Origin of the sequence: Streptomyces sp. PR69 (assembly GCF_026420845.1) — a bacterium.
In the GTDB taxonomy this organism is placed as follows: domain Bacteria; phylum Actinomycetota; class Actinomycetes; order Streptomycetales; family Streptomycetaceae; genus Streptomyces.
The window spans coordinates 19,705-38,181 of record NZ_JAOWCB010000007.1; the positions used below are offsets into that span (position 1 = coordinate 19,705).

An 18,477-nucleotide genomic window follows, 5' to 3' on the forward strand; every position below is an offset into this window, starting at 1 on the left:
TGGTGTTTGGGTCGCTAGCGGGGTCGCTTGCGCAAGCGACGGCGGCTGCTTGCGCAAGCGACCTTCCGGGGCTAGCTCGCGTCCCGTTTCCTGTTGCGCTCCGTAATCGCTTTGGTGAGGTCGGAGCGGAGGATGCCGCGCTTGTTGACCGTCTTGCCGTCGATGCGGCGGCTGATCTGCTCGGTGGTGATGCCGTAGGGCTTGAGCGCGGCGGTGAGCTGTTCGGCCTTGGGCTTGGGCTCCAGCTCCGCCCACGGCCCGTAGACGTCGGGGCGGTGCTCGGCGAGGCGGTCCACGACCGTCTCCGACCAGACCTTGACCTCACCGCGGCCGAGGACGGCGGCGATGTCGTCCAGGATCGTGGCCAGCGCGGCATCGGCCGGCGCCTCGCCCGCGGCGTCGCCGGTGAGGGTGCCCTCCGCCTCCCGCAGCGCGGCCGCGCGGGTGAGGATCTCCTCAGCGTCGCGGCCGTCGGCAAGGTAGGTGCGCACGATCCCCGCATCGTCGGACATGCCTTTGAGCAGCCCGACGCCCTTGTGGGACTTCAGCAGCCGGGAGGCGTCCAGCCCTTCGCCGTACGATCCGGCACCGAGAATGGTCTCCGAGACCTGATACGCGCCGACCCGCAGCGCGAACCGGGCCTGGTGCTGGTCACGCAGCACCGACGGGCAGGCGGTGTCGTCCGGCTTCTGCGTTGCGGTCATCACCGAGACACCGACCGCCGGGGCGACGCGGGCGAGGAAGACCAGCAGCTCAAGGATGGTCTTCCCGTGCACCGGGTGCATCAGGTACTCCTGCACCTCATCGACCACGAACAGCACCAGCGGCATGTTGTACCGCTTGTCGCGGGAGATCGCGGGGGTGAGCTTGCCCTCCGGGCAGATGTGCAAGGGAAGTTCGGACAGCCGGTGGTAGCGGTCCTCCACATCGGCTTTGAGCTCTTGCAAAGAGTTGACCAGGTGCATCACCGGATCGATCCCGCCCTGCGGCACGGTGCCGAACCCGACCCGATGGGCCACCTTGGCAAACGTGCGCCAGTCCGGCGACGCCTTGCCGTCGAACACGTACAGGCGGACGTACGGATCGAGGGCCGCGGCGAGGGCGATGGTGCGGGCCGAGAACGTCTTGCCCTGCCGCGGCACCGCGCCAACCAGCAGCGAGACCCACAGCATGCTGATCTCAACCTCGTTGCCGCGCTCGTCACGGCCCCAGGGGAAGGGCTTCCAGAAGTCCACCCGACTCGCACCCAGCAGCGGGGTGCGGCCGGTCGGCACCGCGAGCGGGTCGCGGTTGGCCACCCACATCGACACCCGCCGCGAGCTGGTCGCATCCCGGTCCAGGAACACCTGCGTCTCCGCCACATCAATGCCCGAGGCCAGAGCGTCGCGCTTCTTGACCGCATCCGCGAACGTCTTGCCATAGGGAAGGTCGACCACGACGCGCCAGCCGTCCCCGTCCTGCCGGATCGGCTGCGGGAACGCGATGCCCTGATCCGGCTTGGTCAGCCCCGCCGCGAGGAACGCGCGGGAGACGACGTCCGAGGTCAGCTTGCGGTGGCGGAACTTCACCCGCGCGGCGTCGATCAGCGGCCGGTCCGCCGGCATACCCGCCCACCCCAGCGCACCCGTCAGAGCAAGCGCGGCCAGGGCCAGCAGCCAGGCGGGGGCGAGCACATACAGCGCGAGCGCCGCGCCCAGCCCGAACACACTGGCCAGGGTGGCGATGATGCTGCGCAGCTTCACCCGCGCATCCCGCTGCCGCGACAGCCTCAGATACTCCCCCGCGTCCTCCGCCCTGACCGCCGCCAGGCGCACCGGCAGCCCTTCGGCGTCGCAGACCCAGCGCCCGGCCGCTCCGACCCAGCGGCAACAGCCGCGCGGCGCGTAGGCGAGGAGCTTGACGGAGTACACCGGGGTCCGCACCAGGTGATACAGGCTGCTCTGGCCGTAGTGCCCGGCTGCCCAGCGGGCGACTGCGGCCCGCTGCGTGGCGCTGGTCAGCCAGTCCGGCAGCACCGGCCGCCGGGCCTTGTCCTTCGCCTCGATCACCTCAGCGATCGACGGCGGGAACGCATGCGTGGGCGGGTCAACCGGATCGCCCTCGCCCGCCTCATCATGGTCGGGCCGGTCGTCGGGGAGTTCGGCCTCCCACTCCCCCGGCTCGACACCCGACCCGCCCTGACTGGAGTCGGCCGACCGCGTCGTATCCGAACCGCCCGATGAGTCGGGCGTCGGGTCGGCCGACCCGACACGGGCTGAGCGGGCCTTGTCCAGGTCGACCACCGTGCCGACCGAGTCGGCCGACCCGCCGACCGCCATCTCGGCCCTGAATCGGGGAAAGTCGTCCTCATCATGGTTGGGCTGATTCACTGAACCGTCCTTCTCTCTCGGGAGGGATGAGCGGGCCCGGCCGCGCGCGGTGAGAGGTGAGCGACCGGGCCCGGTACGGATGCGCAGAGTCGTCGAAGACGACAGGCCGACGGCGCACCACCATTGAGGCGGTCTTGCAGGGTGCGTCGCCGAGGCGGTGCTACGCGCTGTGGCGCAGCAACCGCCGCCCGACGGTCACAGGTCGAACAGCGCACCCTGACTCGTGTCGGGCGCGGCCGGGGCTGGGCGTTTGGCTGCGCGTCGGGCGGCGGTGAGGCACTGCGGGCACCACGCCCGCAGCTCGCCCGCCCCCAGGGCCGCGGCGCGGCGCTCGGAGGTCAGCGGGTCGGCGGCGGCAGCCATCAGCCGGACCGGACCGCCGTGCTTGCCGGCGTACTTATCGTGCTCGCGCGGGCAGCGTGCCCCGCTCTTGGCGTGGGGGTTGCCGCACCGGCCCGTGCACTGGCAGCGCCAGCCAGCCGCTGTCATCACCGCGCGGAACACCTCGGCGGCGGCGAGCGGGGTGCTCATGCGACCGCCTCCCCAACAGGCGCGGGCGCGGGCGCCGTGGCGGGCAGCGGCCCGTAGCCGTGGAGTTCGATCCACACCCCGCCCCACTCTGCCTCCGCGGTCAGCGATGCGCAGTTGGGCAGCAGCCGGTGTGTCACGTCCTCGGGGCGGATGCCCAGGGCTTCGCGCCACGCCTCGAAGTCGGCCAGCCCCTCATGAACGCTGATCACGATGACCGGACCGTACGCGTCCGGACGGTACGTCGTGCCCACCGTCACGTCGGTGACCGGCAGATGCCCAAACGGCCCCGACATCCCCGCCAGGACGTCCACGGCACAGGCCAGTCGGCTCAACTCTCCGATGCTCATGCTGCTTCTCCCTGTTCGTCGTGGTCGTTCTCGTGCCGGTCGTCGGCGGGCGCGTCGGGGCGGAAGCGGGCTACCTCGGCCCGCTCCGCTTTCAGCGCGTCGCGCAGCATCCGGGCGTTGGCCTGCGAAACATGCAGCGTGGTGCGCAGCCGGTCCGCGGTCAGCTCCGCATCCGCCCAGCCGGTCGTGACCGTGCGGGCCTCGGCCAGCAGGTCCTCGAACGTCCGCGACCCCTTGGCCGCAGCCTTGGCCCTGGGTTTGGCGGGGCGGCGGCGCGAGCGCGGAGCGCGCTCGGCCAGAGCAGACGGCGGGTCCTCAGCCGGGGGCGCAAGGGCGGGCGGCTCCGGCGCCCCGGCCGCGGCAGGCGTGGGAGTGAGGTCGCCCAGGCGGAGCAGCACCCGCTCACGCCGCGGGGTCTTCCACCGCCACCACACGCCGTGCCGCTCACGCAGCTCCGCGCGGGCCAACAGCCTCTCCCGCTCACAGCCCAGCGCCACGTTGTAGGAGGTGACCTCCCACAACGTCATCCGCCGCCACAGCGCCAACGTCGACACCGGCGCGAGCAGCCACCGCGAGAACCGGATCTTCTCCATACGGCGGCCGGTCGCCGCGCCGATCCGCACCGCGTAGATGTGCGCGCCGATCTCGGAGAACACCACCCACAACAGCGGCATGGTGCCGTGCGCCACCTTCGCCCACACACCATGCCCGGCCGCCACGTTCAACGCGCAAGTGATCAGCGTGAGCACCCACGGCACGAACCGCACCCAAGCCAAAGCCATGTCCATGCGGATCAGCAGCAGATTCGCCACCGAGAACACCGGGATGGCCACATCCATCCCGACCGGCACCATCCACGGCTCACCAAACCCCCACCGGGCCGCAGCCGCCGACACAGCATCGAACGACGAGACCAGACCCAGCGCCCCGACCCCAGCCGCCGCCAGCGCGCCGACGCCGGCAAGGCCCATCTCCGGACGCGTCAACGGAGGAACCCCCGACACACCCCCATCACGGGCGAGAGGCGAGGCGGTCATGACGTGGCCTCCGCCCCGCCCGCAGTGCCCGGCCGCCCGGCACGCCGTCCATTGACCGTGCCCAGGGCAGGAGCACAGGCGTTGCGCGGGGCGAGACACCAGCCGCTGCCGTCCTGCTTGGCCTCATACATCCGCTCGTCCGCCAACCGCAGCAGCAACGGCAGACCCTCCGGACTGGCGCTGCGGGAGCGGGCGGCGCCGACCGAGGCGCGGACCTCGATGCTGCGGCTGTCGAAGACGACCGGCTCTTGCAGCGCCTCCAGCAGATCCGCCAGAACAGCCCCCGGCCGATCCCCATGGGTGGGGGTGACGGCGGCGAACTCATCACCACCCAGCCGCCCCGCAACCCCGCGCCGGTCCTTGGCCCAGGCGGCCAGACGCTGCCCCACCGTGCGGAGGACCGCGTCCCCTGCCGCATGGCCCAGGGTGTCGTTGACCTGCTTGAAGCCATCCAGGTCAACCACACACACCAGATGCGTACGCGACCGGGCGAGCAGAGCGCAGGCGCGTTCGGCAAAGGCGTCGCGGGTCCACAGACCCGTCAGCGGATCACGGCGCGCCGCCTCGATCCGGCGACGCAGCCGCACACTGTGCACCGACCACCCCGCCACCACCGGCAGAGCAGCAGACAGAGCCGTCAGAGTGTGACTCATGCCGCCGCCCCCTTCCGGAAGCGGTGGCGGCGAACCGTCGGCCGCACCAGCGGGACGACGTTGAACAACTCCGGCGCATGCGCCTCAATCACCTCCGCGGCAATCCGGCTGACCTCATCCGGCAACGACGGAAAGTCCGCAAGGATGTCGCGAGCCGCGTCCAAACGCGCCGCCCGCTCCTCCTCGCTCTCGCCCTCCACACCCAGCCACAACTCCACCGGGGTACCCAGGGCCAATTCCACGAAATCCGTGGCAGAGACGGCCTCATGGCCGCCGACATACGTACGCATCGATCACTCCTGCCTTCGAAGGGACGGAGAGGACCGGGCACGGCCGCGGCCTTGGAGAGAGGCGACCGGCCCCGAAAACTGCGCCCTGCTTCACCGGCCCGCCCCAAACCCGCCCGTCGGGTGAGAGCCGGACCGGGCGGGTGGAGGCAGCAAGCCCCGCGGCGCGAGCGCCGCGCAGGGACGGGTTGCGCTGTTCATCACACGGGAGGCCGTGTGGCCGCCTACTTGGCCGAGGAGAGGCGGCGTGATCCCCATTCAGTTGTCAAAGAACAGACGCTCCCGGCGGGCTTGGTAGCCCTTGCTCGGACTCCTGTCTCCACAGGACTCACCGGAGCGAGCGAGTTACCTAGGTAGCTCATCTGCCGATGAAGTTACCTAGGTTGCTTTCGAGGGTCAACCCCTCCGCGCAAGGCGAGGGAATGACCTAGGTTGGATAGGCTCTACGTATGGACTGGACCCCTGATGAGCGCCCGACCGCCAAGGAGATTGCGGCCAAGTTCCGGGACGACATCGCCCGAGGCGTTTACCCTCCGGGTGCTCAGCTTCCCGGTGCCAAGAGCCTCGCCAAGAAGCTGCGCGTTGGGTTGATGACGGTGCAGAGCGCCTACAGCCAACTCAGGGATGACGGTCTCGTCGCTGCCCGTGTGGGCAGCGGGACCTACGTCATCGACCCGAAGAAGGGCGAAGCCACGGCGCAGCAGACGGCGTCCGGTATGCGCGAACTCCAGGAACAGTTGACGCATCTCACCTCCCAGCTCTCGGACCTCCGTGACCGGGTCGAGCGCCTTGAGGCTCCTCGTTCCGGCCCTGCTGACGAGAACCAGTAGGCCGTATCTCCGGCCAGAGCGCAGCGGACAGGGGTTAACAGTCATCCCTTGTTACCTGTTAACTCCCCATGTCAGAGCGGGCATTGGGCATGATGAGAGTCCGCCGCATCGCCTGACATCGGGGGAGAGCGATGAAGACGAAACTACAGGCGGCCCGCGCCGCTCGCGGCTGGTCGCAGGTTGAACTCATGGACGCGCTGGAGAGCGCCGCCTTACGGCTCGGTATCGCGCTGCCTTCACGATCGAGCCTCAAGACGCAAGTCTCGATGTTCGAGAACGGCCGACGGGCCCCCGGCCCGGAGTATCAGGCTCTCTTCTGCGAGGTCTACCAAGCGACCCGTAAGGAGCTGGGCCTCGCGGTGGAGTCCGCCCCGCCACAGCTTGATGCCCTACCTGTCCTCCCCATACCGCGAGCTTCATCTCCGAGGGCTACCCCTGAGGTCCTCAACTACCTGACATCGGTGTTCGCACAGCATGTGCAAGCGGAACCTCTGGTGGGCCCCCGGTTTCTCGTACCGGCTGTGCAAAGCCAGGTGCCTCTGATCGAGGAACTCTGCAAGGAAGCGTCGGGGCCACTCCGCGATGACGCGGTGCGAGTCGGAGCCCGGTACGCCGAACTCCTGGGGTGGCTCCATCAAGACACGGGCGACTCTCAACAGGCCATGCTCTGGACGAACCGGGCGCTGAACTACGCGTCCGAACTGGACGACGCGGCCTTGAGCGCGTACGTCTTCCAGCGGCGCAGCAATATCGCCGCTGAAGCCGGCCAGGCGGGGTACGCCGTCGGACTGGCCAACGCTGCGCTGAAGCGCGCTCGGGAGTTGCCGAGCCAGGTTCAGGCAGTGGCACTTCGCGCGCGTGCCAATTCGTACGCTCTGCTGGGGCAGGCCGACGACTGCGCGCGAGCCTTGGACGAAGCCCGCGCCCTCGCCGACCAAGCCGCGCAGGACGAGAGCGGTCTTGCCCCGTACTGCTCGGTCTCGTACATCGACATGGAGGCTGCGAACTGCGCACTCCAGCTCCGACGGCCGGAAGATGCCGTGAGGACGCTGGAAGCGAGCCTGACGCGGTGGCCGGCTGAGCAGCAGCGGGATCGCGGCCTGTGCCTGGCGCGTCTTGCCACCGCGTACGCACAGCTCGAAGACGTCGAGGGGGCGTACAACGCTGCCTCTCAGGCGGCTGCCATCGCCCAGACAACAGGGTCGGCGCGCATCCTCGCCGAGTTGGGGCGACTCCAACCGCTCCTCAGCCCGTGGCGGAAGCTGGTGGAGATCGGGGAGCTGAACCGAATCTTAGGCAGTATGAAGGGAAGCTGACTGGATCAGAGGAGAGCCGTGAGCCTGCTTCCCAACATCACCACCGTGGACGTCCAGGACCAGGCACCGAGCGTCGCCGTACTCCCGATCGGGTCGTACGAGCAGCACGGTGCTCATCTTCCGCTCGTCACAGACACCGCCATCGCCTGCGTCATCGCCCGCGAACTTGCCGCGGCCTACCCGGTTCTCAGCCTGCCGCCGATCTCGATCGCGTGCAGCCACGAGCACGGCACGTGGGCCGGCACGGTCAGCATCAGCGCCAGGACGCTGCACGCCGTCATCACGGACGTTGCCTCCTCCCTGGAGGCGTCCGGGGTACGCAAGCTCGTGCTCGTGAACGCCCACGGTGGGAACTACGTGCTCTCCAACATCGTGCAGGAGGCCAACCTCGTCGAGCCGCGGATGAGCCTCTTTCCTCAGGGGAGAGAGTGGAACCGGGCACGCGAATTCGCAGGTCTCACGAGTACCGCTCACGACGACATGCACGCAGGGGAGATCGAGACATCGATACTCCTTCACGCAGAGCCTGACCTTGTGCGGCCGGGATACGAGACGGCTGACCACAACGCTCCGGACCGGCCGTTTCTGCTCACGCTGGGCATGAAGGCGTATACGGAGACCGGGGTCATCGGGTTCCCGTCGCGCGCTACAGCGACCAAGGGGAAAGCTGTTCTGGAGAGTTTGGTCGGTGGCTTCGCTCAGCATCTGAAGGCGCTCGGCGAGTGACCTTACGGGACGGGCAGGCGGACGGACCGGGCCCTTACAGGCGATCGGCGAGGGCGCTCAGGATGTCCACGGCCCTGGCGGGGCGGTTCGTGAATGGACCCTCAAGTCGCGCAGCGTTGATGTACACACCGATGGGCGAGTCGGGCTTGTACAGCATGATCTCTGCCGTCTCGCGAGACGGCAGAGGACTCGGCAGGTGCCGTATGTCGCGCTTGCTGAGCCAAGCACTGATCTCGGTGGCACGTGCGTTGCTCAATCGGCCCCAGTCCGGTTTGTAGCGTTCCCGGAGCCACCCCATCGAGACCGCTGTCACCCCTCGACCTGTGTCGAGACGAGCAGTGATCGCGTCCCGCTCATCTCTCATCGGTCCCCCGTATGCGCTTCGGCCGCCGTGTCGCAGGGGATCGTTCTGCACAAGATCAGGACGACGTGTGGACGGTCGGCCCTGCGATCTTCCAGGGCGACGCCTTCTTGGCAGGTCAGAGGGCGCGAGAGGTGGTGGCGAGGAGGAGTCTGTAAATCCGTCGGCTTAGCCTACCCAGGTTCGAATCCTGGCGCCGCCACGCCAAAGAGCGGCCCCTGATCAGCGTGTCTGCTGATCAGGGGCCGCTCTGCTGTGTCCGTCTGGCTGGACGGGCTGTGGACGGGACCCTCGGTGTGCCCTGTTGTGTCAGTTGCCCGCGATGTCCTTCACGGCGACCGGGACCGGGACCGAGCCGCTGATCAGTTCCAGGGTCAGGCCCGCGGTGGCCGGGGTTTCCAGCAGTTCCGCGAGGACCGCCGCCACGTCGTCGCGGGGCACCGGGGCGCGGCCCGTGGATGCCTTCAGTTCGACGAGGCCGGTGCCGGCGTCGTCGGTGAGGATGCCGGGGCGCAGGATCGTCCAGTCGAGGCCGGGCCGGGAGCGTACGTCGTCGTCCGCGGCTCCCTTGGCGCGCAGATAGGCGTCGAACTCGCCGTCCCCTTCGCGCCGAGCGTCGGCGGCCATCGCGGAGACGACCAGAAAGCGGCGGACGCCCGCGGCCTCGGCAGCGTCTGCGAAGAGAACGGCGGCGGCACGGTCCACGGTGTCCTTGCGGGCGACCCCGCTGGCGGGGCCCGCGCCCGCGGCGAAGACGGCGGCGTCCGCGCCGCGCAGCACGGCCGCGACGGCGTCGACGGAGGCGGATTCCAGGTCCAGGACGACCGGTTCGGCGCCGGCGGCGCGCAGGTCGGCGGCCTGCTCGGATGTGCGGATGATGCCCGCGACCTCATGCCCGCCCTTTGAGAGCAGCCGCTCAAGGCGGAGCGCGATCTGACCGTGTCCTCCAGCGATGACAATGCGCATGGTTACGACCGTACGTCCGCGGCGCGCGCCTCGCTCCGCAAAGCCGCCGCAAAGCCGCCGCAAGGCTGCCGCAAAGCCGCCGCGACGCCGCAAGAACGCGACGGCTCAGGGGCCGGGGTCGGGACGGCCCTGCCGGGGCAGTTCGAGCGCCACGGCGGCGGCCGAGTCGCAGTACTCGCGCACCGCGCTGGTCCTGGCCACCACCCGCCCCCGGTGCACGACGATCCTGCTGTACGCCAGCGAGAGCACGCCCGCGATCCGCTCCCCGCGCACGGCCAGCAGCTCCGCTGGGAAGCCAGCCTCCACCCGCACCTCGGGCAGCCCCATCGCCTCCCGTGCCGCCCCGGCCGCGGCGGAGTACGCCTCAGGGGCGCGCAGCCCGCTCTGCGAGGCGAGCAGATACGCCGCCTCCAGCGGGTCCCCGCGGCCCACCGGGTTCGTCACATCCCGCAGCGCCCCGCTGCCCGCGGCCACCCGCACCCCCGCCGCCCGCAGCAGCCGCACCGGTGGGGTGCCGCGCTGCTCCACGCCCGCGCAGCCGCCCTGCGGCAGACAGACGACCGTCACCCCGGCCGCGGCGAGCTGGTCGGCGGCCCGCGACGCGACCTGCCGCGGCAGCCGCGCGAGCCCCGCGCACGGCCCGATCGTCACTCCGGGCCGCAGCCCGCCGGCCATCGCCGCCAGCCGGGCGAGCCGGGCCGGGTCCTCGCCGTGGGTGTGCAGGTCGACCGGGCAGCCGTGCTCGGCGGCGACCTCGAGCACCGCCTCGGTGTACCCGGACGGGTCGGGGTCGGCGTCCGGGCAGCCGCCGACGACCGCGGCGCCCATCTTCACCGCGTCCCGCAGCATCGCCAGCCCCTCCGCGCCCGCGATCCCGGTCAGCAGCCGCGGGACGGCGACGGCGGTCAGTTCGACGAGCCCGCGCAGTGAGCGCCGGGCCTGCAGCACGGCCTCCATCGGCCCCAGCCCCTGGACGTCCCCGATGCGCACATGCGAGCGCAGCGCAGTCGCGCCATGGCCGAGCTGGAGCAGCGCGGCCTCGGTCGCGCGGCGCTGTACGTCCTCCACGGCGTATGACACCGGGCCCGGGATGTCGGCGGTGAGGGCCGTGTCGCCGTGGGCGTGCGGCTCGGCGGGGGCGGGCAGCAGCAGATAGCCGTTCAGGTCCACCCGGGCGCAGCGCGAGGCCGGGGTCAGACTGCCCGCGGTGCCTACGGCCTGGATGCGTCCGCCGCTGAGCCGTACGTCGACGGTGCGGCCGTCCGTCAGCCGCGCGCCGCAGAGCAGCAGCGCTGTGGTGTCCGCGGTGGCGCCGTCGGGGTGCTGCGGCTGGCTGTCGGGCATCGCGCTCCTGCGGGGGCGGGCGGGCGTGACCGTGACGCGCGACGGGAACGGGAGGCGCAAGATCACGCTGCGTGAGTCGAGCCTAGGGGCGCTCAGGGCGTGCATCGAGGAGGAGCGCAATAGTCGTACCGGTGTGGCCACGAGTGGCCTACGTGGCGGGAGGGGTACAGGACGGGAATCGGATTTGGGCGAACGGCGACTGACCGTGTAATGTCTTCATCGCTCGCCCCAATAGCTCAGTCGGCAGAGCGTCTCCATGGTAAGGAGAAGGTCTACGGTTCGATTCCGTATTGGGGCTCTGGTGTTGGATCGTCCTCGCCTTCGGGCGAGGGGGTCTCGCATCGCAGCGGTGTAGCTCAGTCGGTAGAGCAAGCGGCTCATAATCGCTGTGTCACCGGTTCAAGTCCGGTCACCGCTACACACAGTAGCCGATTGTGGGGTCGGTCCTTCGATCGGCTACTCTTTTATGCGTTCAAATTCCCGTACATCCGTCCGTCAAGGAGCACTCACGTGGCTGCCACCGACGTCCGCCCGAAGATCACGCTGGCCTGCGTGGAGTGCAAGGAGCGGAACTACATCACCAAGAAGAACCGGCGCAACAACCCGGACCGTCTTGAGATGAAGAAGCACTGCCCGCGCTGCAAGGCGCACACGGCGCACCGCGAAACGCGCTGATTCCAGGCTCGTACACGAGGCCGCCCCCAGCCGGGGGCGGCCTCGTGTCGTTTGACCGGCAAGTGACCGGCAAGTACACACCAGGAGGGAGCCAGCCCTATGGCGCTCGACCAGTCCTTCGTGGGGCGGACCTATCCGCCCACCGCGCCGTATGAGGTCGGCCGGGAAAAGATCCGTGAGTTCGCCGAGGCCGTGGGCGACGCGAATCCCGCGTACATGGACCGGGAGGCCGCGAAAGCGCTGGGCCACCCCGATGTGATCGCTCCGCCGACTTTCGCATTCGCGATCACGTTCAAGGCGGCGGAGCAGGTCATTCAGGACCCCCAACTGGGGCTGGACTACAGCCGGGTGGTGCACGGCGACCAGAAGTTCGCGTACACCAGGCCGGTACGGGCGGGAGACCGGCTCAGCGTCACTTCGACGATTGAGGCGATCAAGTCGCTGGCGGGCAATGACATCCTCGACGTGCGCGGCGAGGTGCACGACGAGAGCGGCGAGCACGTCGTGACGGCCTGGACGAAGCTGGTGGCGCGCGCCGCCGAGGAAGGGTGAGACGAATGGCCGCGAAGATCGCATTCGACGAGGTCGAGGTCGGCGTCGAACTGCCCGCGCAGACGTTCCCCGTGACGCGCGACACGCTCGTCCGGTACGCGGGCGCGTCCGGCGACTTCAACCCGATCCACTGGAATGAGAAGTTCGCCACCGAGGTCGGGCTGCCCGACGTCATCGCCCACGGCATGTTCACCATGGCGGAGGCCGCCCGCGTGGTGACGGACTGGGTCGGAGACCCCGGCGCGGTCGTCGAGTACGGCGTCCGCTTCACCAAGCCGGTCGTCGTGCCGAACGACGACAAGGGCGCGCTGATCGAGGTCAGCGGCAAGGTCGCGGCCCTGCTCGACGACAAGCGGGTACGGGTCGACCTGACCGCCGTCAGCGCGGGGCAGAAGGTGCTGGGGATGGCGCGCGCGGTGGTGCAGCTCGGCTGACCGGCGACCGGCGACCGGCGCGGACGTCCTGGGTAACGCCGACGTCCTGTGTAAGGGGCGGGCGCCCTTGGGCGCTGCCCCTTACGGCTGCCCTTGTGGCCAGCCCTCACAGCCGCCTCTGGCGGCGGGCCCACGGCGGGACCGTACCCTTGGGCGGGTGCAGGAGATTCAGGATGCTTCACTCGCGCCCCTCACCACCTTCCGGATCGGCGGGCCGGCCACCCGGCTGGTGACCGCCGTCACCGACGACGAGATCGTCGCCGTCGTCCGGGAGGCGGACGCCGCCGGGACGCCGCTGCTGATCATCGGCGGGGGCAGCAACCTCGTCATCGGCGACAAGGGGTTCGACGGCACCGCGCTGCGCATCGCCACCAAGGGCTGCACGCTCGACGGCACGACGCTGGAGCTCGCCGCGGGCGAGGTCTGGACGGACGCGGTCGCCCGCACCGTCGAGGCGGGGCTCGCAGGCGTCGAGTGCCTCGCCGGCATCCCCGGGTCGGCCGGCGCCACCCCCATCCAGAACGTCGGCGCGTACGGCCAGGAGGTCTCCGGCGTCATCACCGAGGTCGTCGCCTACGACCGCCGGGCCGAAGAGACCGTGGTCATCCCCAACGCCGACTGCGACTTCTCCTACCGCCACAGCCGCTTCAAGGCCGACCCCACGCGCTATGTGGTGCTCCGCGTCCGCTTCGAGCTGGAGGACGCGGGCGGGCTGTCCGCGCCCCTCCGGTACGCCGAGACCGCCCGCGCCCTCGGCGTCGAGCCCGGTGACCGGGTGGCGGCGTCCGCCGCGTACGAGACGGTGCTGAAGCTGCGGGCGGGCAAGGGGATGGTGCTCGACGCGGACGACCACGACACGTGGTCCGCGGGCTCGTTCTTCACCAACCCGATCCTCACGGACGCCGAGTTCGAGGCGTTCCTCGTCCGGGTGCGGGAACGGCTCGGCGCGGACGTCGCGCCGCCCGCGTTCCCGGCCGGGGAGGGCCGGGTCAAGACCTCCGCGGCGTGGCTGATCGACCGGGCCGGTTTCGCGAAGGGGTACGGGGCGGGGCCCGCCCGCATCTCCACCAAGCACACGCTCGCGCTCACGAACCGCGGTGGGGCGACCGCGGAGGATCTGGTGGCGCTGGCGCGGGAGGTGGTGGCGGGGGTGCGGGAGGCGTTCGGGGTGACGCTGGTCAATGAGCCGGTGACGGTGGGCGTCGCGCTCTGACGGCGCGTGTGGGTGGTCTGGGGGCTCCGCCCCCAGAACCCCTCCGGGGGAGGGAGAGTACGCGGGGCTGACGCCCCGCCCCCCCCCGTACGCGGCAGCTTCGCGCCGCGCCCCGGCTCCGCCCCCCCTGTGTGTGGCGGCTCCGGGACCGTGCCCCGTCTGGGCCCGTGCAGGCGGCGGCTTCTCGGCGGTGCCCCGCCGCGGGCCGTGTGGGTGGCGGGCTTCGGGCCGCGTCCCCGCCGCGTGCGCGTAGAGCGGTGGCTTTGGGGCGTGTCCCGTCCCTTGGGCACGTAGGCGGCGGTTTCGCGCCGGGGCTCGGTTTCGCACCCTGTGTGTGGCGGCTCCGGGACCGCACCCCGGCTCCGGCCCGTGCAGGCGGCGGCTTCTCGGTCGTGCCCCCGCCGCGCGCGCGTAGAGCGGTGGCTTTAGGGCGTGTCCCGGCCCTTGGGCACGTAGGCGGCGGCTGCGCGCCGCGCCCCGGCTCCGCACCCTGTGTGTGACGGTTTCTCGGCGGTGCCCCGTCTCTTGCTCGTGCAGGGGGCGTCTTCAGGGCTGTGCCCCCGTTCGCGGACTGTGCGGGAGGTGGCGGCGTGTGCGACGGCTCCGGGGCCGTGCCTCGTCTCCGGCCCCCGTGCAGGCGGCGGCCTTTTGGCCGTGCCCCGGTCGCAGGTGGGCGGGTTGTGGTGTCCGCAGCGCGGCGGGGTGCGGACTGGACGGCGGTGGTGGATGGGGGCCGGGCTCCGTGGGCGGGGGCGTTAGGACGCCAGCCAGGCGTCGATGTCCGCGAGGAGTTTCGTCTTGTTCTCCTCGGGGGCCGCGGAGGCGCGGACCGACTGGCGGGCCAGGGTGGCCAGTTCCTCGTCCGTGAAGGCGTGGTGGCGGCGGGCGATCTCGTACTGGGCTGCCAGGCGGGAGCCGAAGAGCAGGGGGTCGTCCGCGCCGAGGGCCATGGGGACGCCCGCGTCGTACAGAGTGCGCAGGGGGACGTCCTCGGGCTTCTCGTAGACGCCGAGGGCCACGTTGGAGGCGGGGCAGACCTCGCAGGTCACTCCGCGGTCGGCCAGCCTGCGCAGCAGGCGCGGGTCCTCGGCCGCCCGGACGCCGTGGCCGATGCGGGAGGCGTGGAGGTCGTCCAGGCAGTCCCGTACGGAGGAGGGCCCGGTCAGCTCCCCGCCGTGCGGGGCGGCGAGCAGGCCGCCCGCGCGGGCGATGGCGAAGGCGCGGTCGAAGTCGCGCGCCATGCCCCGGCGCTCGTCGTTGGAGAGACCGAAGCCGACGATGCCGCGGTCCGCGTACCGCACCGCGAGCCGGGCGAGCGTGCGGGCGTCCAGGGGGTGCTTCATCCGGTTGGCGGCGACCAGGACGCGCATTCCGAGCCCGGTCTCCCGGGAGGCGCGCTCCACGGCGTCCAGGATGATCTCCAGCGCCGGGATGAGACCGCCGAGCATCGGGGCGTAGGAGGTGGGGTCGACCTGGATCTCCAGCCAGCCGGAGCCGTCCCGCACATCCTCCTGGGCCGCCTCGCGCACCAGCCGCTGGATGTCCTCGGGGGAGCGCAGACAGGACCGGGCGATGTCGTACAGCCGCTGGAAGCGGAACCAGCCGCGCTCATCGGTGGCCCGCAGCTTCGGGGGATGGCCGCCGGTGAGCGCGTCGGGCAGATGGACGCCGTACTTGTCGGCGAGCTCCAGCAGGGTCGTGGGCCGCATGGACCCGGTGAAGTGCAGATGCAGATGGGCCTTGGGCAGCAGGGAAAGATCTCTTGCGCGGCGCTCCATCAGGAGATCCTGCCGCACCCGAACGGCCTACGGCAGCCTCATTCCCCGATCGGGCCCTTGCTCGAATGTGTGCTCGCACACACGCAGGGCCCCCGGCGCACCGCACCGGGGGCCCTGCATACTCGACGTCCGCAGCTCAGCCGCGAGCCTCCGCCAGCAGCTTCTGCATCCGCGACACGCCCTCGACCAGGTCCTCGTCGCCCAGGGCGTACGACAGCCGCAGATAGCCCGGCGTGCCGAACGCCTCGCCCGGCACCACCGCGACCTCGGCCTCCTCCAGGATCAGCGCCGCCAGCTCGACCGTGGTCTGCGGGCGCTTGCCGCGGATCTCCTTGCCGAGCAGCCCCTTGACCGACGGGTAGGCGTAGAACGCGCCCTCCGGCTCCGGGCACACCACGCCGTCGATCTCGTTGAGCATCCGCACGATCGTCTGCCGGCGGCGGTCGAAGGCGGTGCGCATCTCGGCGACCGCGTCCAGGCTGCCCGACACGGCCGCCAGCGCCGCGACCTGGGCGACGTTCGACACATTCGAGGTGGCGTGCGACTGGAGGTTGGTCGCGGCCTTCACCACGTCCTTCGGGCCGATGACCCACCCGACGCGCCAGCCGGTCATGGCATAGGTCTTGGCGACGCCGTTGACGACGATGCACTTCTCGCGCAGCTCGGGCACCAGCGCGGGCAGCGAGGTGAACTCCGCGTCGCCGTACACCAGGTGCTCGTAGATCTCGTCGGTGAGGACCCACAGGCCGTGCTCATGGGCCCAGCGGCCGATCGCCTCGGCGTCCTCGCGGCTGTAGACCGCGCCGGTCGGGTTCGACGGGGAGACGAAGAGCACGACCTTCGTCCGCTCCGTGCGCGCCGCCTCCAGCTGCTCGACCGAGACCCGGTAGCCGGTCGTCTCGTCCGCGACCACCTCGACCGGCACGCCGCCCGCGAGCCGGATCGACTCCGGGTACGTCGTCCAGTACGGCGCGGGGACGATCACCTCGTCGCCCGGGTCCAGGATCGCCGCGAAGGCCTCGTAGATCGCCTGCTTGCCGCCGTTGGTCACCAGGATCTGGGCGGGGTCGACCTCGTAGCCGGAGTCGCGCAGCGTCTTGGCGGCGATGGCCTGCTTCAGCTCCGGCAGCCCGCCGGCGGGGGTGTAGCGGTGGTACTTGGGGTTGCGGCAGGCCTCGATCGCGGCCTCGACGATGTAGTCGGGAGTCGGGAAGTCGGGTTCACCCGCGCCGAAGCCGATCACCGGGCGTCCGGCGGCCTTGAGGGCCTTGGCCTTGGCGTCGACGGCAAGGGTCGCGGACTCGGAGATCGCGCCGACGCGCGCGGAGACCCGGCGCTCGGTCGGAGGGGTTGCAGCGCTCATGGGGGCCATCGTTCCAGACGGCTTACTCACCCGACACACAGGTTTCGCGGAGCGGACACAATGCGCCGTCATCCGGTCGGGTGCGCTCCTGCCGGGGGCCCGGCGGGCGGGGCGGCAGGGGCCGCGGGGGTAGCGGCAGGGTCCCGCGGGGGTATCTGTTCGACGTCAGGCCTGGGAACACGTACACTCACTCCTCGTTGGCCCTCACCGGACGGCTCCGCGGATGCTGTAGGTTTGGGGGGAACCACAAAGGGTCGTAGCTCAATTGGTAGAGCACTGGTCTCCAAAACCAGCGGTTGGGGGTTCAAGTCCCTCCGGCCCTGCTACACACACCTTTCACCAGGCTGTGTGCGCGCCGTGTGCGCAAGTACGTACGTCAGACGCACCGCCGTGCGGCTCCACCGGGCGCGGCACGGCCACGACCCGGGAATCAGGTGAGAGATCGTGACGGACGCCGTAGGCTCCATCGACATGCCTGATGCCGAGGACGAGACTCCGGACTCCAAGAAGAAGACCCGCAAGGGCGGCAAGCGCGGAAAGAGGGGCCCGCTGGGCCGGCTCGCGCTGTTCTACCGCCAGATCGTCGCTGAACTGCGCAAGGTCGTCTGGCCTACGCGCAACCAGCTGACGACGTACACCACTGTGGTGATTATTTTCGTCGTCATCATGATCAGCCTGGTGACCGTGATTGACTATGGCTTCTCGGAAGCAGTCAAGTACGTCTTCGGCTGATCCGCGGAGGGCGCCTGACCCGGCGCCCGTTTTCGCATGTTCCACCCCATCTGTATCCAGGAAGAAGCAGCCACCGTGTCTGACCCGAACCTGAACGACCGCAGCGAGTCGATCGAGTCCGCCGAGGACCAGCTCGACATCGTTGAGGCGGCGGACGCTGTGGAGCCGGACCAGGCGGAAGCCGCCGAGGCCGCCGCGGGCGAGCCCGCCGAGCAGGCGGCCGTGCGCACCGAGGGGGACGCCGAGTCGGAGGCCGCCGAGGCCGCCGATGAGGCACAGGCTGAGGAGGCCGCGGAAGCCGTGGCCGAGGAGGCGGCGGAGCCCGAGACGGCGTCCGTCGACCCGGTCGCCGCACTGCGCGAGGAGCTGCGCGGCCTTCCCGGCGAGTGGTACGTCATCCACACCTACGCCGGCTACGAGAAGCGTGTGAAGGCCAACCTGGAGCAGCGCGCCGTCTCGCTGAACGTCGAGGACTTCATCTACCAGGCCGAGGTCCCCGAGGAAGAGATCGTCCAGATCAAGAACGGCGAGCGGAAGAACGTCCGGCAGAACAAGCTGCCCGGCTATGTGCTCGTCCGGATGGACCTGACGAACGAGTCCTGGGGCGTCGTCCGCAACACGCCTGGCGTCACCGGCTTCGTCGGCAACGCCTACGACCCGTACCCGCTGACCCTGGACGAGATCGTCAAGATGCTCGCCCCGGAGGCCGAGGAGAAGGCCGCCCGTGAGGCCGCGGAGGCGGAGGGCAAGCCGGCTCCGGCCCGCAAGGTCGAGGTCCAGGTGCTGGACTTCGAGGTCGGCGACTCGGTCACCGTCACCGACGGCCCGTTCGCCACGCTCCAGGCCACCATCAACGAGATCAACGCCGACTCGAAGAAGGTCAAGGGCCTTGTCGAGATCTTCGGCCGCGAGACCCCGGTCGAGCTGAGCTTCGACCAGATTCAGAAGAACTGACGGCCACGA

The 18,477-nt window shown here is 70.4% G+C and carries 19 protein-coding genes and 3 tRNA genes; 12 read left to right on the forward strand and 10 right to left on the reverse strand.

All coding sequences use genetic code 11. The annotated features are described in order from the left end of the window. Positions 1-71 precede the first annotated feature (71 nt). The 6 genes from OF819_RS08875 to OF819_RS08900 form a co-directional block, all read right to left on the reverse strand. On the reverse strand, positions 72-2,369 hold the full coding sequence (locus OF819_RS08875) for a cell division protein FtsK (protein ID WP_267242854.1): 2,298 nt from the start codon (positions 2,367-2,369) through the stop codon (positions 72-74). A 195-nt stretch (positions 2,370-2,564) separates the two neighbouring features. After that, positions 2,565-2,900 (reverse strand): hypothetical protein, encoded by a 336-nt coding sequence (locus tag OF819_RS08880; RefSeq protein ID WP_267242855.1) that lies wholly within the window; start codon positions 2,898-2,900, stop codon positions 2,565-2,567. Continuing rightward, a complete protein-coding gene (locus OF819_RS08885) occupies positions 2,897-3,247 on the reverse strand; it encodes a hypothetical protein (protein ID WP_267242856.1) in 351 nt (116 codons plus the stop codon). The genes OF819_RS08880 and OF819_RS08885 overlap by 4 nt, the downstream gene beginning before the upstream one ends. Continuing rightward, positions 3,244-4,284 carry a DUF2637 domain-containing protein gene (locus OF819_RS08890; protein ID WP_267242857.1) on the reverse strand — a complete coding sequence of 347 codons (1,041 nt, stop codon included), beginning with the start codon at positions 4,282-4,284 and terminating at the stop codon, positions 3,244-3,246. Before OF819_RS08890 ends, OF819_RS08885 begins: the two co-directional genes overlap by 4 nt. Beyond that, positions 4,281-4,937 (reverse strand): GGDEF domain-containing protein, encoded by a 657-nt coding sequence (locus OF819_RS08895; protein WP_267242858.1) that lies wholly within the window; start codon positions 4,935-4,937, stop codon positions 4,281-4,283. The genes OF819_RS08890 and OF819_RS08895 overlap by 4 nt, the downstream gene beginning before the upstream one ends. Next, a complete protein-coding gene (locus OF819_RS08900) occupies positions 4,934-5,227 on the reverse strand; it encodes a hypothetical protein (RefSeq protein ID WP_267242859.1) in 294 nt (97 codons plus the stop codon). The genes OF819_RS08895 and OF819_RS08900 overlap by 4 nt, the downstream gene beginning before the upstream one ends. A 446-nt stretch (positions 5,228-5,673) precedes the next feature. Between OF819_RS08900 and OF819_RS08905 the strand changes: the two genes are divergently transcribed. From OF819_RS08905 to OF819_RS08915, 3 genes are all read left to right on the forward strand, one after another. Further along, complete coding sequence (locus OF819_RS08905) at positions 5,674-6,054, forward strand: GntR family transcriptional regulator (RefSeq protein WP_267242860.1); 381 nt, start codon at positions 5,674-5,676, stop codon at positions 6,052-6,054. Positions 6,055-6,242: 188 nt separating this feature from the next. Continuing rightward, the gene (locus OF819_RS08910; protein ID WP_267242861.1) at positions 6,243-7,370 is read left to right on the forward strand and encodes a hypothetical protein; all 1,128 of its coding nucleotides are present in this window, start codon (positions 6,243-6,245) and stop codon (positions 7,368-7,370) included. A gap of 18 nt (positions 7,371-7,388) precedes the next feature. Continuing rightward, positions 7,389-8,096: a creatininase family protein gene (locus OF819_RS08915; protein WP_267242862.1), complete on the forward strand. Its 708-nt coding sequence runs from the start codon at positions 7,389-7,391 to the stop codon at positions 8,094-8,096. Positions 8,097-8,766: 670 nt separating this feature from the next. On the opposite strand, the gene OF819_RS08920 is transcribed toward OF819_RS08915, so the two are convergent. Together OF819_RS08920 and OF819_RS08925 are read right to left on the reverse strand one after the other, a co-directional pair. After that, positions 8,767-9,423, reverse strand: coding sequence for an NAD(P)H-binding protein (locus tag OF819_RS08920; RefSeq protein ID WP_267242863.1), 657 nt, complete (start codon positions 9,421-9,423; stop codon positions 8,767-8,769). Positions 9,424-9,528: 105 nt separating this feature from the next. Beyond that, on the reverse strand, positions 9,529-10,767 hold the full coding sequence (locus OF819_RS08925) for an amidohydrolase family protein (RefSeq protein WP_267242864.1): 1,239 nt from the start codon (positions 10,765-10,767) through the stop codon (positions 9,529-9,531). Between the two features lie 225 nt (positions 10,768-10,992). On the opposite strand from OF819_RS08925, the gene OF819_RS08930 reads away from it, so the two are divergent. The 6 genes from OF819_RS08930 to OF819_RS08955 all read left to right on the forward strand — a co-directional run bounded on the left by OF819_RS08930 (position 10,993) and on the right by OF819_RS08955 (position 13,641). Beyond that, positions 10,993-11,065, forward strand: a tRNA-Thr gene (locus OF819_RS08930). A 47-nt stretch (positions 11,066-11,112) separates the two neighbouring features. After that, positions 11,113-11,185 (forward strand) — tRNA-Met (locus tag OF819_RS08935). Positions 11,186-11,277: 92 nt separating this feature from the next. Next, positions 11,278-11,442, forward strand: coding sequence for a 50S ribosomal protein L33 (gene rpmG / locus OF819_RS08940; protein WP_006347275.1), 165 nt, complete (start codon positions 11,278-11,280; stop codon positions 11,440-11,442). Between the two features lie 99 nt (positions 11,443-11,541). Then, positions 11,542-11,994, forward strand: a complete 453-nt coding sequence (locus OF819_RS08945; RefSeq protein WP_267242866.1) for a MaoC family dehydratase N-terminal domain-containing protein — start codon at positions 11,542-11,544, stop codon at positions 11,992-11,994. 5 nt (positions 11,995-11,999) lie between these two features. Continuing rightward, positions 12,000-12,428 carry a MaoC family dehydratase gene (locus OF819_RS08950; RefSeq protein ID WP_267242867.1) on the forward strand — a complete coding sequence of 143 codons (429 nt, stop codon included), beginning with the start codon at positions 12,000-12,002 and terminating at the stop codon, positions 12,426-12,428. Positions 12,429-12,585: 157 nt separating this feature from the next. After that, on the forward strand, positions 12,586-13,641 hold the full coding sequence (locus OF819_RS08955; RefSeq protein WP_267242868.1) for a UDP-N-acetylmuramate dehydrogenase: 1,056 nt from the start codon (positions 12,586-12,588) through the stop codon (positions 13,639-13,641). Between the two features lie 755 nt (positions 13,642-14,396). Here OF819_RS08955 and OF819_RS08960 read toward each other — a convergent pair. Continuing rightward, positions 14,397-15,419: an adenosine deaminase gene (locus OF819_RS08960; protein WP_267242869.1), complete on the reverse strand. Its 1,023-nt coding sequence runs from the start codon at positions 15,417-15,419 to the stop codon at positions 14,397-14,399. A 136-nt stretch (positions 15,420-15,555) separates the two neighbouring features. Next, positions 15,556-16,782: a pyridoxal phosphate-dependent aminotransferase gene (locus OF819_RS08965; RefSeq protein ID WP_267242870.1), complete on the reverse strand. Its 1,227-nt coding sequence runs from the start codon at positions 16,780-16,782 to the stop codon at positions 15,556-15,558. 250 nt (positions 16,783-17,032) lie between these two features. Here OF819_RS08965 and OF819_RS08970 point away from each other — a divergent pair. The 3 genes from OF819_RS08970 (at position 17,033) to nusG (ending at position 18,468) form a co-directional block, all read left to right on the forward strand. Continuing rightward, positions 17,033-17,105 (forward strand) — tRNA-Trp (locus OF819_RS08970). 121 nt (positions 17,106-17,226) lie between these two features. Then, positions 17,227-17,514 carry a preprotein translocase subunit SecE gene (gene secE / locus OF819_RS08975; RefSeq protein ID WP_267242871.1) on the forward strand — a complete coding sequence of 96 codons (288 nt, stop codon included), beginning with the start codon at positions 17,227-17,229 and terminating at the stop codon, positions 17,512-17,514. 75 nt (positions 17,515-17,589) lie between these two features. Next, complete coding sequence (gene nusG / locus OF819_RS08980) at positions 17,590-18,468, forward strand: transcription termination/antitermination protein NusG (RefSeq protein WP_267242872.1); 879 nt, start codon at positions 17,590-17,592, stop codon at positions 18,466-18,468. Positions 18,469-18,477 lie beyond the last annotated feature (9 nt).